Here is a 15,511-nt window from a genome sequence, read left to right as displayed (position 1 = left end):
CGCGGTGAAAATCTTTGCGTTCTTTGCGGTTTCCTTTGCGCCCTTTGCGGTTAAGAAAATTTAGTTTTTATCCCACCATAAGGGCGTCGTCACCTTGTCTGGACCGCCAATGAGCGATTCAGCTTTCTTAGCCTCTACTGCGTTGGTTTGCTGCTCAACCAGCAGAATCGGAATTCGACGCAGCACGCCACCAGCCGGAATATCGGGGTTGTCGGAGTTGGCAACCGGGTATAATTTTGGAAAGCGCGTCCGGCGGTATTCGGCCCAGCCTTCAAACCCATCGGGGAAAATAGCCAGCCATTTCTGCGTGCCAATCTGCTCCCGCTGAATAGCTTCCGTACTTCCCCAGGCAACCGGGATATTGCTTAATGGAGCCGATTTAAGGTAATCGTTCGGCGCCACCGGCGTTTTCGTGCTGGTTTGATAGGCACTGATAGCCGCAGCACTCGTAACTCCCCACTGGGTCAATGACATCGCGATGCCTTTATTGTAAAAGTCCTTCGCTGTTCCGCCCATAGCCCAGCCATTCAGCGCGCCTTCGGCCATCAGGAAATAAGCCTCGGCGGTCGCCATTACGTTCTGAGCCGTTCCCAGGCCGGTTGATGTCCAGCGCTGTCCAACGTGTGAGTTATAATCAGCGGTATTGACGGGGTCCGTTAACTGGGTTGTTGCCAGACCGTTGCGCAAGCCCTCATACGTATTGGTTTTCACCGCAGGCAGGAAGTACGTTGGCAGGCGTGGATCATCGTAGCCTTTCAGCACCGATTCCATAGCGGCACTCATCCGAAACTCGTTCCAGTCCGACATGATGGCCAACCCGTTGTTGTCACCGCCTTTGGTGCTACGTGCCACCAGCGCGTCGTCGTCGGGACTGGTGGTCAGTACGCCACCCGCGACGGCTGCCTCAGCTTCCGTTTTCGCACGGGCAGGATCCACTTTCGAAATCCGCAACGCCAGCCGGAGCCGGAGCGTGTTGGCGAATTTGATCCATTTATTTACGTCGCCTTTGTAAATGAGGTCATAATCACCATACGGTTTCTCAGACGTTTTGGCTTTCAGCACCGTTGTGGCAGCGGCCAACCGCTTGAAGAAATCATCGTAGATTTTGTCCTGTGCATCATACGCTACCGATGTTGCTGGCTCACCTGCTTTGAAGTAAGGAATCGGCCCCACGTAATCCGTCCAACGGTGGAACGAATATACCCACCAAACATTTGCCAGCGCATTTTCCGCCGACTTGGCGTCTGTGCTAGCCAGGATGGTTTTCAACTGGGGAACGACCTCCGTGTACTGTGCTGTCCAGGGACCACCCAGCCAATCCATCCGAATCACAAACCGATCGGAGGGGAAATACGTGGCGACGCAGGCAAAATACTGCGCATACTGATCGGAAAAGAGGTTTTGTCCAACCTGGTAATTACCACCAGGGAGTGTTGCGGCTGACTGCGCTTTCGAAAACAGGTACGGAATCTCGCCCGCGCCAATAATGGTTATCTTGGTTTGGTTGGTGTTGATCTCGTCGAAATTCTTGGTACAACCAACAGCCCAGAACAACGGAGCCGAAAGGCAGGCCGCCACAACTGTCTGCCGTAATATCGCTTTATAGGATGTCATAGTGACGATAGTTTCAGATTAAAAAGAAAGTTTCAGATTCAGACCCAGGCTCCGGTTCGACGGCAGCGTACCGTATTCAACACCCTGGAAGTTACCATTACTGATGTTGACATCGGGATCAAACCACATCTTCCGTTTGCCAAGGCCTGGAATGTCCAGAATAGAGCTACCCCGGTAAAACCAGAATAAGTTGCGGGCCACAAACGACAACCGGGCTGATTTGATGAAGAAATTGGAAGGCACCGGAATACCGTAGCCAATTGACACTTCCCGCAGGCGAACGTTGGTAGCATCATAGGCGAAGAACTCACCTGCGCCATAGCGTTTACCCGACACAGTTTGCCAGAATTGCTCAGCCGTAATGGCTGTCGAATTAGCTTTTCCGGCCCCAATTTTCGTCACACCATCTACGCCGGCTACACCAGCGGTAACACCCGGCAGTACCCAGCCACCATCACGCTTTTGGGCTGTCACTTCTGGAATTCCGCTGAACGCCAGGTTCATTTCGGTACCCGATACGGCAATACCACCTAGGCGGGCATCGATCAGGAAGCGGAGTGAAAAGCCTTTATACGTGAACGAGTTGGTAAAGCCCAGGAGCATTTTTGGGTTGAAATTACCAATGAGCTGTTGATCCGTTGTAATAACAGGCAAGCCGGTAGACGAAACAGAGGCTTCTGTAACGGTCGGGCTACTTGACTGAGAACCAATCAGATATTGACCTGTGGCAGGGTCTTTTGCCCAACGTAAAGACACGATATCACCGTATGAACCGCCCTCTGCCACAATTGGTGATGCCGACCGGCCAAAGCCCCCTGACAGAAACGACGTTTTAATATCAGGCGACAGGCTGAGGATTTTGTTTCGGTTCAGGCCCATGTTCAGCGTCAGGTCCCAGGTGAAACGATCGGTTTTGATGGCCGTTCCATTGATAACGACCTCAAGGCCCATGTTACGAATATTACCTGCGTTGATGTACTGGTCCTTGAACCCGGATGCCGGAGCCAAACCAAGTTTCAGCAACTGGTTGATCGAATTGGTTTTGTAGGCTGTAACCGTTGCCCCAAGCCGGTTGTTGAAGAATCGGGCATCAATCCCAATTTCCACACTTTTCGTAATCTCAGGTTTCAGATTACCGATAGCCTGCGTACCATCCCGGCTAATAAACCCAGACCCAGCCCCCTGCGAATAGGAATAGTTGGTCTGCAACAGATAGGCATCGGCCGCATTACCCACCTGGGCAAAGGAACCGTTTATTTTCAGGAACGACAGCGGACCGGAGAGTTTAAGCAGATCCGACAAAACAACCGAAGCGCCGACGGATGGATACTGGAACGAATACGGTTTTGGTAATGTAGACGACCAGTCGTTCCGTAAGCTGGCGTTCACGAAAATAGCATCCCGCCAGGCCAGCGATGCCTGCCCGAACAGGGACTGCGTCTGCACACGGGTCAAGTCATCGGTCAGGCTTTGATTTGTACCAAAGTTCAGGTTAAACTTATTAGGTACGTTCAGGCCGTCCGCGATGGCATTGGTAGACTGATAACGGATATTCTGAATAATAGCCCCCGCCTGATAATCGAGCGTAAAGTCAGGCCCGAGTTTATTTTTCCCTTCGATCAACAGGTCATACCAGCTTTGGGTGTTTACGATATTATTCCGGGAGAATTTACCACCCGCCTGATTGGCCCACAAAATTGTGCCCTGCGAATAGCTTTCTTCATTCTTATCGAAATACTTATCCAGGTTAGCCCGGCCCTGAATACTCAGAAAATCGGTCAGTTGGTACTTGGCCAGCACGAACCCGATGACCCGATCCCGATACTGGTTGATGGCCGTCTGATTGGTCATCCAGTATGGATTCTGGTAGATAGAATTCAGCGTGGATGGCCAGGCTGTTGGCGTTGGCTGATTAAAGGCATTAGGCGCTGCGTAGTTCTGGGCCGTGCTCAGGCTAATGTTACGGGGAATCTGGTACAGGTCGATGACCGGCGCGTTTTCTTCACCTGTCCGTGGTTTGTTTATCACGGCCTGATTAATGTACGTCACTTTGGCATCGGTCGACAGCTTCGAGCTGATCTGATTCGATAAGCGCAGGTTAATGGTATGGCGGGTCAGGTCATTGCCCGGCACGGTTCCCTGCAACGAATTATTGGTGTAGGACAGATACGTTTGTGACCGCTCCGATCCCCCTGTGATTCCGATGGAGTTGTTGAAACTAACCGCCGTGCGGAAGAAATCCCGAATATTATTAGGCTGTGCCGAATAGGTATCCGGCTGGCCCAGGTAGTTTGTGTAGGCCTGACCGGTCATGGCCGCACCCCAGCTGGCCCCAGCAGCCGGATCTAATTTGCCACCTACGCCCTGTCCGTACTGATTCTGTACGAATGGCAACGCAAACGGTTTATCGACCGACACACCGGAGTTCACATCGACCGTTACCTTACCCGCTTTACCGCGTTTTGTGGTGATCAGGATGACCCCGTTGGCAGCCTGACTACCATAAAGAGCGGCTGCCGACGCACCGCGCAGCACCGTCACGTTCTCAATGTCGTCGGGGTTAATGTTCGAAGCGCCATCCGAGTTGGCAACACTACCAAAGTCGCTGGTGGCCTGCCCAAACGTGCTGTTGTTGATCGGAACGCCGTCCACAACCATCAGGGCATTGTTGGTACCCTGAATGGAGCGGTTTCCGCGCAGTACGATCCGGGAACCCGTTCCGGGCCCACCCGAACCCTGGGTGATATACGCTCCCGCAATTTTGCCTTGCAGGGTGTTCAGCACGTTACCATCGCGAACTTCGTTGATCTGAGCGGGTTTGATCATCTGGGTAGCATAGCTCAGCGCTTTGGCTTCCCGTTTGATACCAAGGGCCGTTACGACTACTTCGCCCAACTGCCGATCATCAGCGGCCAGCGTCACCGTGAGTTGCGTCTGGCTCAACGACACCGGAACATCTTTCGCTGTGTAACCTACAGAAGAGACGGTCAGGGTAGTGGCTTCATTAGGCACCGATAATCTAAAGTCACCAGCGGCATCGGTTGTTGTACCACGTGTCGTTCCTTTGATGACTACGTTTGCGCCAGATATAGCCTGGCCCTGCTCATCACGCAGCGTACCCGTTATTTGCCGGGTCTGCGCCCAGAGTGGCCCGGTTGCTGCAAGTACTAACAAAAAACAGCAAAGTAAGTGTTTAAGCATAGTATAGCTGAGGTTAAAAAATGAACAATAGAATAAAAGAGAAAATATCTATTTAACGGCAAAATGCAAAATTTAAAACCAACATACACGCATTAATCAAAAAATTTATAAACTATCCTCCTTATTTAACCTTTCTTTAATGCCAATCTACAGTAGTCGCGCTACACAACTATTGCCGGTATGCAGATTGACATGCTGGCTACTAGTGCGGGCATTGCGCCTATCGGAGCCCCTGAAGAAACGCCGATGATTACGTTTCACAACGGTACGGAAATCAGCTACCCGGGAACGACGGTACGCTGTGCTGATGCGAGGTAATCTAAACCACTCAATGGCCACCCGCGACGCTTCAACTCACTAAATCGCACGACTCATTCAAAAAGTTTTGGGCGGCCGGGTCGTCATCCCCCACCTTCGTCCCATCCATCTGCCAGCCAGATCATACGGCTCTAGCCGATGGTCTTTCTTTTACGAATTCTTCACGATGACACACACACAACCAACTCATCCCGCCATTTTGGTAAAACCTCTCTTTTTACCCTTGTCTGCCAGAAGCAAACACATTATACTTAACCGCCTTCGGGTCTATTACCTTTGGCTTATCAGTCTGCTAGGATTAGCACTGCCTGGCTTCGCACAAATAAAGTGGACACAGCAGGACCAGAAACGCCAAAGCATAGATATATCTGATATAGCTTATGGGGCGGGCAGATACGTAGCGGTCGGAGAGAAGGGACTGATTCGGGTATCTACCGACGGGATTGCCTGGAAAACCCAGGCAGATGGTTCGCAATCACCACCAAATACTTGGCTAAGCCGGGTTATTTATGCAAAAAACCTGTTCGTCGCAGTGGGCCTTTCCGGACAGATAATCACTTCAGTAGATGGCCTGACCTGGGTAAAGCAAGTTTCGGGCACAGGTACAACCTTGCATGGGATTGCCTACGGTGGCGGCCTATTCATGGCCGTTGGGCCGTTAGGTACAGCCATCAGTTCGGCTGACGGCACACACTGGACAACCCTGACAACCGGCACCACAAGCCATTTCAATGATATTGTTTATGCAGGTAATCGCTTTGTGGCAGTTGGTGATGATGGAATGATCAGAACAACCCCTAATGGCATTATCTGGACCGAGCAACAATCAGGCACCGATAAAAGGTTGTATTCGATAGCGGCTAGCCCGACTGGAACCCTGGTAAGTATCGGTTTATTCAATATAATCCTGACCTCAGCCGATGGAATAACGTGGAAGAAACAAGAAAATGTCATTTATCCACAAGGGCAGTACATTTATTATAATGACATTTTTTATAACCCCATTAGCGGCAAATATGTGCTTAGTGTTGGCGGTCCCGACAATGATCAACTGACATCAATAGATGGTATAAACTGGACAGCCAGCTCGTCGGGGTCCGAACTCACTCTTCTCAGGGTCCACTACCTCAACGGTCAATTTATGGCTGCGGGAGCAGAAGGCCGTATCGGCTATTCCTCAACTGGACTAGCGTGGAAATGGCCCATCGTTGATAAAGAGTTTAATTTATATGGGGCGGCCTATGGAAACGGGCGCTACGTAGCCGTGGGCGAATATCCGTCCGAAGAAAATCGGTCGCTCCGCTCCAATCTGGCACTTACCTCATCGGATGGTCAGCATTATGGGGCTGGCGAAACGATACACCTGGTCGGTGGTGCCAAATGCTTTTACGACGTCGCTTTTGGGGCGGGTGTGTTTGTCGCCGTAGGCGAGGACGCCATCATTCAGACCTCAACGGATGGTAAAGTCTGGAACTACAGCAGCGTCAACTTTGGGCAAACCCTGCGGGGAGTTACCTACGGAGGAGGCTGGTTTATCGCTGTCGGCGAGAAGGGGCTTTTGTATAGATCCCTCGACGGCAAAACCTGGGGTCAGGGGACCATTGGACAGTCGTCCAGCTATAATAGCATTACTTACGCCAATGGTTTGTTTGTGGCGGTGGGTGAGTTTGGCGCCATTGCTACCTCACCGAACGGAGTTTTCTGGACAGTCCGCAACTCGGGTACCCAAAAGCAAATCAAGAGCGTTGCTTATGGGAATGGGGTGTGGATAGCCGTTGGGTACGACGGCCTTGTTTGCTGGTCATTGAATGGGGTAAGCTGGCTTACCTACACGGCTGATCCAACCGCCCGATTTAACCATATCGTGTATGCCAACGGGCAGTTCGTAGCGGTTTCACTTGATGGCAAGCTCTATACCTCACCCAATGGCTTTAGCTGGACCGCCCGACAGTCTACCGTTCCGGCCCACCTCTACGGCCTGACGCATGGCCCCGGCCAGTTCGTCGCCGTGGGTGTTGCCGGAACGGTTATTACGTCACCCGACGATCGGGATGTAGCCAGTGGCCGGGGCCGACAGGGCGTAGCCCAACCAGAGGTGAGTTTACAGGCAGTGAGCTACCCCAATCCGGTTGAGCATGATTTTACGGTTGCTATCGACGGGGCCAGCGGGCAGGACGTTCGGCTGCGGCTGGTCGATTTGCAGGGGCGCACCATCCTGGATCGTCAAATCAACGTGGGCGAATTCCAGCATCGGGAGCCAATGAGTTTAGACCAACAACAGCCAGGCACCTACCTGTTGCAGGTGAGTACGGCCGAACAGAGCAAGACGCTGAACGTGATAAAACGCTAATCCTGCGAGGTAGCGACGCGTAGTAGTCGCTACCGCAACCGTATTAATGGCAGACATCTTCCGGTTTATCAAACTGATCTCTTTGTTATTTATGAAACTACTGCACATCCTGCTTTCGCTGGTCGGTTTGGGAGTCCTGGTCTCCTGTAAAAAGTCGGGTTATGAAACCAAAAATGGATCTGTCTATTACAAAGACTACCGACTTCGCGAGGCAGACGTCGCTTCGTTTAATGCATTGAATGACGTGTTTGCCGCCGATAAAAACCGGGCGTATTATCGCGGCATTGCCCTTACTGGTTCGGATGGGGCTAGCTTCAGGGCGCTTAATGAGCAGTATGGTAAAGATAAGGCCTCCGTTTTTTACTGCGCTAATTACATTGATTTTAAGCTGTTCGAAACAAAACGAAGGGACGTAATCCATCCGATTTCTGCCGCCGACGCCAACTCATTCGAAGTGATCCAGGATGACTACGCGAAAGACAAGTTTCGATGCTATAATAAAGAGACAGGATTTGCCGTCAAGGACATTGCGTCTTTTCAGCCGCTCGATTACAACTTTGGGAAGGACAACCAAACAGCCTACTTCAATCTGACGCCCATTGCTGGTAGTTGCGGAAGGTCGTTCAGCGTTCTGAGCAGAAACTTTTCAAAGGATAACCAACACGTTTACTACGCGTCGACGCTTATGGATGGATCGGCCACGTCGACAATCCAACGGATCAACCTGGCGAAGCCGGATTCATTTACGATTGTCGGCCTGTATTATGCAACCGATCAGGGGAATGTCTATTACCAGAACAACCGCCTGCCATCCGCTGACCCCGCTTCATTCAGGCAATGGGACCAATCTGAAATCAACTATGCCACCGACAATACCCATATTTATTTCCAGGGTAACCTGATTGCCGAAGCGGACAAAGCGTCGTTTCGATTGCTGCCGGATTTCTACGCACAGGATGTTAAAACCGTTTTTTATAAACACAATTCCTTGTCCGACACCGACGTAACGTCGTTCACGGTTCTTGAGTACGGGTATGCAAAAGATACGAAACAAGTCTATTATAACGGGAAGGTGTTAAAAAAAGCAGACCCAGCTTCGTTTGCGCTCGTTGACAACGAGGCCGGCCGGGATGCGGCCGACAAACACCACTCATACAAAGAAGGAAAGCTGGTTAAGCCTGACTGAAGCCAGACGGCGAATTGGAAAATCACGTAGCGTATCGGACTGAACTTAGCAGACCGTATGGTTGGCATGGCTGGTGTATAATGACCACAAACAGCTCATTGAAAACGCATTAGGTTGTTTTTGTCATCCCGACGGTTCCGCCGGGATGACAAAATCTCGTTCAATACCTACCGTACTACTACCCCTTCTAAAATAATACTCCAGATCACCTGTGCAGGCATCGCCTGAGCCTGTGGTGCATAAATAGTGCGTTCTCTATACTCGAGGTTAGCAGCCGCCAGTCCAGACGGATCACAGCGCACCAAAAAGTCACCGTTAGCCTGTTGAAGGATGGTAAAGTAAAGGAATGTTCCGGGTTTGACTTCAACACGCTTTTCGCCAACAATGGAGAAGCCATAAGGGTCTGGAACGGATGGAGCGGTCGCGTTGTACCAATGTGATACCGAGTCGTTCATATGCTTATTCTGACGCGAACTATGCTATTTTTTTATTATGAGCTTATTACGCAATGTTTGTAGAAAGCGCTTTACTGCTTTAAGGAACCGCCGTCAGCTCCTGGACCAGAAGTAGCCCACAACAAAGCCGATAACGAAACCGACGGGACCCAGAAAAAAGATACTGGTCATGCTGGCCTCCATTTTCCGGTCATGGTTATTAGAAGACAAATAAAGGATAAGGAAGTAGCCGATTCCCGCTACGATCATGTAGCCGAGAATTGCCCCGAGTAACCCAACGCCAAAGTGTTTCATGAGTCAGCGAGTAAGTGATTTAGGTACGAAGACGGTCAGTGTGTTTGGATATAGTAGACTAACAGCAAGAGTAAAATCCCGATGACCAGGGCGCAGATTTTCGCCCATGAATACGGCAGCAGGTTCAGGACAATCAATACGACAAGGACAAAGACTCCCAGGCCAATCAGGGCCGTTTCCTGATCACGTCCACCGGCATCATTATACCGACTTCTGTTCATCAGCGCATAAACCATGCAGGCGCTCCATCCACTGGTCAGTGCCCAGCTAATCAGGCTAATTAGTTTCATCATGTGTCTAGAATTCAGAAGTAACGGGTTGGCTTGCGTGTAGCGAGCTTATTCCTCATTCAGGTTTAGGATTTCATTGATCAGCCAGTGGTTGTTACGCCGAACAAGCCGAAACTCATAGATACCAAGCAGTGAAAACTGTACCCTGGCACGGGGCCCGGCCACAGTCACCTTCTCTATCTTCAGCGATTTCAGCGAGTCAAGTTGTTGATCGACGTCCTGATTTAGCAACACCAGGTCGTAGTCGAATCCAGTGGGTGGCCCTTCAACTTCCGGATTAGCCTTAAATCCTTCGTTGCGTTGCCTGAAGAACAGCCGCCACTCGTTGAGGTAACTGTCTGTCAACAAGTTACTGGTTCTCAAATAAGCCAGATAGCGTTCTCCATTTTTGAGATTGACCGAATAAGGTTTACCCGGCTCCTGATCGACCAATTGAATCTGGCTGGCGGTTCCGATGTGCGCTTTATACCAACTCAAAAAGGCCAACACGGTCTGGGTAGCAGCCACAGAATCAGTAACTACAGTCAGTTCCGCTTTGGGCGGTTGCTCTACAACCGATCCGGTCCCGGAATGACATCCGAGGCCCGCACTAATCAGTAGTAACGAGGTAAAAAACAGGCTTATCCTCTGCATTGTATTGTTCAATACATCTGTTGTCAAACTCTTCATTCAGGAAGCCTAGCCGGGTTTCATTCTATCACCCGCGGTCGGTGGCATTCGCGGCCCTTAATGAGCAAATTGCCGGGCTCTTCACACGGCAAAGGGTAGGTCGTACTCTTTAGTAATTTCTTTAGAACTGCGGGTTTTAACGACGACTTTCGCTTTCAGGGGTGAACCAAGGACCAGGTAGTTTTTCACAAACTGATCGGCATGAACCATCCACGATTTATCTTCCAGCAAATACTCCGTTACGTCTGCTTTTGTGGCCTGATAAGCCCATCGCTCGGTGGCAAGCGGTTCGTAATTAATGATGTTACCCATGTAAAACACCTGAATGCCTGGTAGTGACTGGTTGCCCAGTTCCGTACAGTTTACGACCGTGATGGTCAGGGAAGAGCCATCTTCCAAATCCTTAACGGACCATTCGTCGATGATCGTTTTTTCGTTTGCCATATGGGTGAACGTATACTTGATTGGAGTTAGTTTTATTCGTTAATGAAACAGGGTCGCCATAGTACGCAGTTGAAAACAGGAAGGAGAAGCGTCCGTTTATAGCGTGCGACACTCTTAATTGAAAGTCCATTTGAGACTGCGAAGGTGGGGCAACCGGCTCTGTTCCTCAAAAATATTACAACCAGTCGTAGGCATTTAGCCGTTCAGTTGTACGTAGTTGACGATGAACCGTTTTATGAAAAATACAACCTCCCCGTGGGGCCAGAGTCTTAACTATGACCTCACGAATTCCAACAGCTATGGAATAAAAAACGGGCAGTTTATAAACGCTGATAACAGAAAGAACTTACCAGCCATCATAACGTACCCTTATATACGTAAAGCTTTTATCAGACAAAACCAGGCTGAACAGCCAGCGAAATTCATGACTGAACTGACTCTATAGAAATGGGCGGTGTCTTCTTTGCATGAAGTGAACAGATTATTCGAATACCAAAAGGCAAGGTCTTATCGGCGACATGGGCACCGAGGCAAACCCCATATTCCCACGGATCATATAACGTCTGGTAGCGGTCCAGATAAGACTCAAAGTGTGCACAGGTGACGCACGAATCGTCCGTTGTCTCCCTGTCCAGGTCTAGCGTGTAGGTAACGTCGGTCATGAATCAAGTGAGTAAGCCGTCTAGTGTAGCAAGCGCCGTAACCAGTCAGGAAACCGGGATTGTGCCTTCGTTGAATCAATTCGCTTCTGGTAGTGGACCCATTGCGAGGCAAAAATAATACTGAGCATGCCCAGGGCTGCCCCCATCGGTTTGTCTTCCTGCCACTGCCAGGTAATCATATCTACTCGAACACTAATGGCAAGGGCAAAAAGGGCACACAGGATTGTGGCTGTTCGGCATACATTTCGCTTTTCCATGATTATCGTTTTTGGTAAGGACGATACAAACGTACGGCGAAGCGATGTGCAGGGGTTAGCAGGCTCGTAACATTCTACAGCACGGCTGTAACAATTAACGATTTATTGGCCTTAAAGCTCAAAAAAACGCCATAATCGCAATTTTCTGTGACAAAAATTCGGGCAAATTCTACCAACTAAAAACAGAGCGGCCCAGCCTCCAGGGAAGCATTGCGCCCCACTCCAGTCAGGCCATCTGGTGCATAGGGCAACCGCTCGGATAGGCCGGGCGTGTAGGCACCCCGGCCGGTGCAGCCATCGGACAAGCCCCACCGGATAAACTTACATCAAGGCGGTCTCCTTCCTGAATAACATCCAGTAGCTGGCGGTTGATCTGTCCATTCAGACTACTGTCTTTGCCCGCTGCCTGCTTGACCGTTATGCAGTAATACTGCCCATTCGGGGCGTTGGAAATTGTAAACTGGCGGGACTGTAGCAAATTCAGCGTTGGCATAAATAAGCGAATGCTGAGGTATTGACCCGGACCAGGATCGGCTACGGGGCCACCATCGGCCGGGTACAAACGAAAGGAAGTAACCCCACTCGATTCGTTCTGTTTAGCGTTAACCAGAAAGGGGCGCCAGCCCGTCCAGCCGCCCGGTTTTGTTACCTGCGTAGCATACAACTTCGCTTCGATACGAATCATCAGGCTGGCTAACTGCCCATAGGCAGCTGTCCAGGCATCCAGCAGCGCCGGGCTGGCCGCTGCGCCGAGCACTTCGCCAATGGAGGCAATCAAATGACGGCCGATGAGATCGTAATGCTCCGGCCGAATGTCCAGGCTGGTATGCCTGCTGGCGATGCGGTTCAGGGCGGACAACAAGACCGACGGATCGTCAATGTTTTCCGCGTAGGCCAGCACAGTCATTGCCAGCGCTGTGGGCTGATGGCCATTTTGCTGATTGCCCATATTGAACGTGTTTTTTAATTCGGGATTATGCGCAAAAACACGCTGGTAGAAATGGGTGGTCAGCAACAGGCCGCTTTCTTTTAGAACGGGGATGGTTGCTTTGATAAGCTGTTTTTGGTCGGTAGTCATGGCAAGAGGTGACTGACTGGACGATACGCCAGTCAGTCATAAAGAGAGGAGAGATTAACGGAATAAAAAGAGGAAGGAACAACCAATGAGCTTACAACCCGCTCGGTCCGCGCTCGATATGCAAAAACAGGTTCACTTTTTCGGGTTCCTGACCCACGCGAACCGAGTAGTCTGCATTGACGGCTTCCTGGCCCAGACTTGCTAGATGAGCAGGGGTACGGTAGTTGAGCGGCCAGGCCACCAGGTCCATATACGATTGGGATGGATGATTGTCGGTGAAGTTGCCAATAATCAGTTCGCCACTCACTGTCAGGTATGACGCAAACCGACTAACCAGTTGAACAAACTGCCGGTCGTTGAAATAATCGAACAACCCAGCCGACCAGATGATATCGTACTGCTGATCGGGCATAAACCGGAAGACATTTTTCTGAATAAACCGAACGTCGGCGGCAGGCTGCGTAAATTTCTGTTTGGCATACGCAATGGCGTTACGGTCCAGATCAACGCAATCCGTACGGATTCGGTACGACGGATTTTCGGCGATAAACTCGGCTAATTCCGTGCAGGGGCCGCTGGCCAGATTCAGCATCCGAATCTCGGTCCGGTTATGGCGTTTCATGTACGCACTAACAACCTCTTTAAAATAGGTTTTACGGTTTCGAACGGCCCGGCAGGCGGCATGATTTTGCAGGAAGAGATCCCACTTTGTGTATTGCTGATCGGGGCTGATGTGCCAGGTATACATCCGCTCAATAATTTCATAGTCGCCAGCGTAGCCGTGGGGTTTGTTAAACATGAAACCCTGCATCGTCCGGTTCGATAACGTTGTACCAAATTCGGTACGAATGCTGGCGAGTTCTTCATCGGTCATTAGCCCGGACCGGACCTGGCTACTCAGGCGAATCATCATGTTGTCGACCCGCTGGTAGTCCTTAACATCCGGCCCGCCCTGACGAACCAGTTTTCCGATTTCAGCTTTCAGAAATGAAGTGGTAGGGGCAAACGAAATAGCGTCCATGAATTGTTGTGTTTGTGGTATAAAGGGTTGGAGAAAAGCCCGCCTGCCTAGTAGATTTCGGCGGATTATTTACGATTGTGCTGTAAATTTGGCTGATCTCAGGAGCCTTTATCAAACATTTCACGATGAATGCACAGGTTCGGCTGTTGAAACGTAGTTAATTCACTATAAGTTGTTTTCGCGGCCGAGCATCGCCCTCGTGAGCCTATCATAGCAAGCAATCCAACCCTGTCGTACATCGTCGTTCCAGTCGTTGCCAAGGCCCCGTTCCAGAGTCCAGAGCAGGGCGTCTTTAACAGGTTCATAGTGTTCGGGCTTTATGCCGTATTGGGCATGACTTTGCCCTAGCTGGCTAATTTCCTGCTCCACCGCATAGGGACGGTCCAGGCGGGCAACCAGAATGCTAAGCATGTCGATAAACTTTTGGTACTGTCTATCCATCGGCCCTTTAAACAGCGGTCGCAGGTTAGGATAGTTGAAAAACAAACGCCCATAAAAGACGTCGCCCAATATGGCGGGATCTACCTCCCGCAGGAGCGTCCAGCTTTGTTTTACGAGTGTGAGTTGCTGATTTGTCATAGAGCGATAGTTAACGAAGTAATTCATAACGTAGGCCGGAAGTAAAGTACTGAAAAAAAAGTACCTACCGCCAATTTTTCCAGTACGAGTCGTTGGTTTTCGCTTACCAGTCGTGTAAAAATTTGGCTTACCCGCTTTGACTCTCGTCGTTACCATTCGTTTCTCCATTTGCGTCATTCAAGTCCTTCTGTCTACGGTTCAATACCGAAAACTTGGAATAGATTACTGAAAATGAAAGATTTGCCCTAGATTCCCTGGCCAAAAACGTCCTGCCATGAATGCCCTGATCATTGAAGATGAAAAATTAGTTGCGCTGGAACTGACGGCCAGCATTGCCGAAGTCGATCCGACCATTACCATTGTTGGCACGGTAGGCAGTGTAAAAACGGCCTTGCGGTGGTTTGCCGAAAACGCTGAACCCGATTTGATTTTCGCGGATATTCAACTGGCCGATGGCATTAGCTTTACCATCTTCGAGAAGTTCCAGCTGACCTGTCCCATCATCTTCACCACAGCCTATAATGAATATGCCATTCAGGCTTTTAAGGTCAACGGCATCGACTACCTCCTAAAGCCCGTTGACTGGGATGAACTTCGAAAGGCCATTACAAAGGCCCGTTCCCTGACTAAACAGCCGGGTAAGCTAGACATCGATGTGCAGAAACTTATGGCTGCGCTCAACATGTCGCCAACAGCGCTTAAACCGACCTATAAAGAACACTTTCTGGGAAACGCCCGCAACAGTTGGGTTCCTGTTCGGATTGCGGACATCGCCTACATCATGCGCGACGAGCTTAATTTTATGGTAACCAACACGAGCGAACGGTACATTCTGGATTACGACACGCTCGACCAGATTGAGTCCATGCTCAACCCTGACCAGTTCTACCGGGCGAGCCGTCACTGTATCATCAATATTAATTCGGTGCAGAGTGTGAAGGGCTTAGCCAATCTTAAGTTGCAGCTCATCTTAAAGGCGCCCAATCACCAGTTTGCCATTGACATTAGCCGCGACAAAGCCCCTTCGTTTAAGAAATGGCTGGAGAAATGAGCCTGACTTCTCTCCTCCGATGGCTCATTTTTTGCAGTTGTC

General features: G+C 50.3%; 15 protein-coding genes. 4 read left to right on the top strand and 11 right to left on the bottom strand.

The annotated features are described in order from the left end of the window. Positions 1-60: 60 nt before the first annotated feature. Entirely contained in the window at positions 61-1,614 is a 1,554-nt protein-coding gene (locus SD10_RS04180) for a SusD/RagB family nutrient-binding outer membrane lipoprotein (protein ID WP_082111511.1), read from the bottom strand. 18 nt (positions 1,615-1,632) lie between these two features. Further along, a complete protein-coding gene (locus SD10_RS04175; RefSeq protein ID WP_227699142.1) occupies positions 1,633-4,788 on the bottom strand; it encodes a SusC/RagA family TonB-linked outer membrane protein in 3,156 nt (1,051 codons plus the stop codon). Positions 4,789-4,995: 207 nt separating this feature from the next. Here SD10_RS04175 and SD10_RS29620 point away from each other — a divergent pair, with 207 nt between their 5' ends. The 3 genes from SD10_RS29620 (at position 4,996) to SD10_RS04165 (ending at position 8,669) form a co-directional block, all read left to right on the top strand. Continuing rightward, on the top strand, positions 4,996-5,133 hold the full coding sequence (locus tag SD10_RS29620) for a hypothetical protein (RefSeq protein ID WP_158500539.1): 138 nt from the start codon (positions 4,996-4,998) through the stop codon (positions 5,131-5,133). Between the two features lie 166 nt (positions 5,134-5,299). Next, positions 5,300-7,483 (top strand): T9SS type A sorting domain-containing protein, encoded by a 2,184-nt coding sequence (locus tag SD10_RS04170; RefSeq protein WP_082111510.1) that lies wholly within the window; start codon positions 5,300-5,302, stop codon positions 7,481-7,483. A 46-nt stretch (positions 7,484-7,529) separates the two neighbouring features. After that, a complete protein-coding gene (locus SD10_RS04165) occupies positions 7,530-8,669 on the top strand; it encodes a DKNYY domain-containing protein (RefSeq protein ID WP_227699141.1) in 1,140 nt (379 codons plus the stop codon). Positions 8,670-8,836: 167 nt separating this feature from the next. On the opposite strand, the gene SD10_RS04160 is transcribed toward SD10_RS04165, so the two are convergent. The 9 genes from SD10_RS04160 to SD10_RS04115 all read right to left on the bottom strand — a co-directional run bounded on the left by SD10_RS04160 (position 8,837) and on the right by SD10_RS04115 (position 14,445). Further along, positions 8,837-9,124, bottom strand: a complete 288-nt coding sequence (locus tag SD10_RS04160; RefSeq protein WP_046375817.1) for a hypothetical protein — start codon at positions 9,122-9,124, stop codon at positions 8,837-8,839. Positions 9,125-9,217: 93 nt separating this feature from the next. Continuing rightward, positions 9,218-9,418 (bottom strand): hypothetical protein, encoded by a 201-nt coding sequence (locus tag SD10_RS04155; RefSeq protein ID WP_046375816.1) that lies wholly within the window; start codon positions 9,416-9,418, stop codon positions 9,218-9,220. 35 nt (positions 9,419-9,453) lie between these two features. Next, positions 9,454-9,711, bottom strand: coding sequence for a hypothetical protein (locus SD10_RS04150; protein WP_046375815.1), 258 nt, complete (start codon positions 9,709-9,711; stop codon positions 9,454-9,456). 45 nt (positions 9,712-9,756) lie between these two features. After that, on the bottom strand, positions 9,757-10,341 hold the full coding sequence (locus SD10_RS04145; protein WP_227699139.1) for a hypothetical protein: 585 nt from the start codon (positions 10,339-10,341) through the stop codon (positions 9,757-9,759). A 117-nt stretch (positions 10,342-10,458) separates the two neighbouring features. After that, positions 10,459-10,821 (bottom strand): hypothetical protein, encoded by a 363-nt coding sequence (locus tag SD10_RS04140; RefSeq protein WP_046375814.1) that lies wholly within the window; start codon positions 10,819-10,821, stop codon positions 10,459-10,461. 682 nt (positions 10,822-11,503) lie between these two features. Continuing rightward, the gene (locus tag SD10_RS04130; RefSeq protein ID WP_046375812.1) at positions 11,504-11,740 is read right to left on the bottom strand and encodes a hypothetical protein; all 237 of its coding nucleotides are present in this window, start codon (positions 11,738-11,740) and stop codon (positions 11,504-11,506) included. Between the two features lie 226 nt (positions 11,741-11,966). Beyond that, positions 11,967-12,818, bottom strand: a complete 852-nt coding sequence (locus SD10_RS04125) for a globin domain-containing protein (RefSeq protein ID WP_052731065.1) — start codon at positions 12,816-12,818, stop codon at positions 11,967-11,969. A 91-nt stretch (positions 12,819-12,909) separates the two neighbouring features. Then, positions 12,910-13,839, bottom strand: a complete 930-nt coding sequence (locus SD10_RS04120; RefSeq protein ID WP_046375811.1) for a class I SAM-dependent methyltransferase — start codon at positions 13,837-13,839, stop codon at positions 12,910-12,912. 165 nt (positions 13,840-14,004) lie between these two features. After that, positions 14,005-14,445, bottom strand: a complete 441-nt coding sequence (locus SD10_RS04115) for a globin domain-containing protein (RefSeq protein ID WP_227699138.1) — start codon at positions 14,443-14,445, stop codon at positions 14,005-14,007. 247 nt (positions 14,446-14,692) lie between these two features. On the opposite strand from SD10_RS04115, the gene SD10_RS04110 reads away from it, so the two are divergent. Further along, positions 14,693-15,469 (top strand): LytR/AlgR family response regulator transcription factor, encoded by a 777-nt coding sequence (locus SD10_RS04110; protein WP_046375810.1) that lies wholly within the window; start codon positions 14,693-14,695, stop codon positions 15,467-15,469. Positions 15,470-15,511 lie beyond the last annotated feature (42 nt).

Origin of the sequence: Spirosoma radiotolerans, from assembly GCF_000974425.1 — a bacterium.
Taxonomy (GTDB): domain Bacteria; phylum Bacteroidota; class Bacteroidia; order Cytophagales; family Spirosomataceae; genus Spirosoma; species Spirosoma radiotolerans.
The sequence above is the reverse complement of the archived record's forward strand: the minus strand, read 5'-3'. Positions and strand labels throughout refer to the sequence as shown.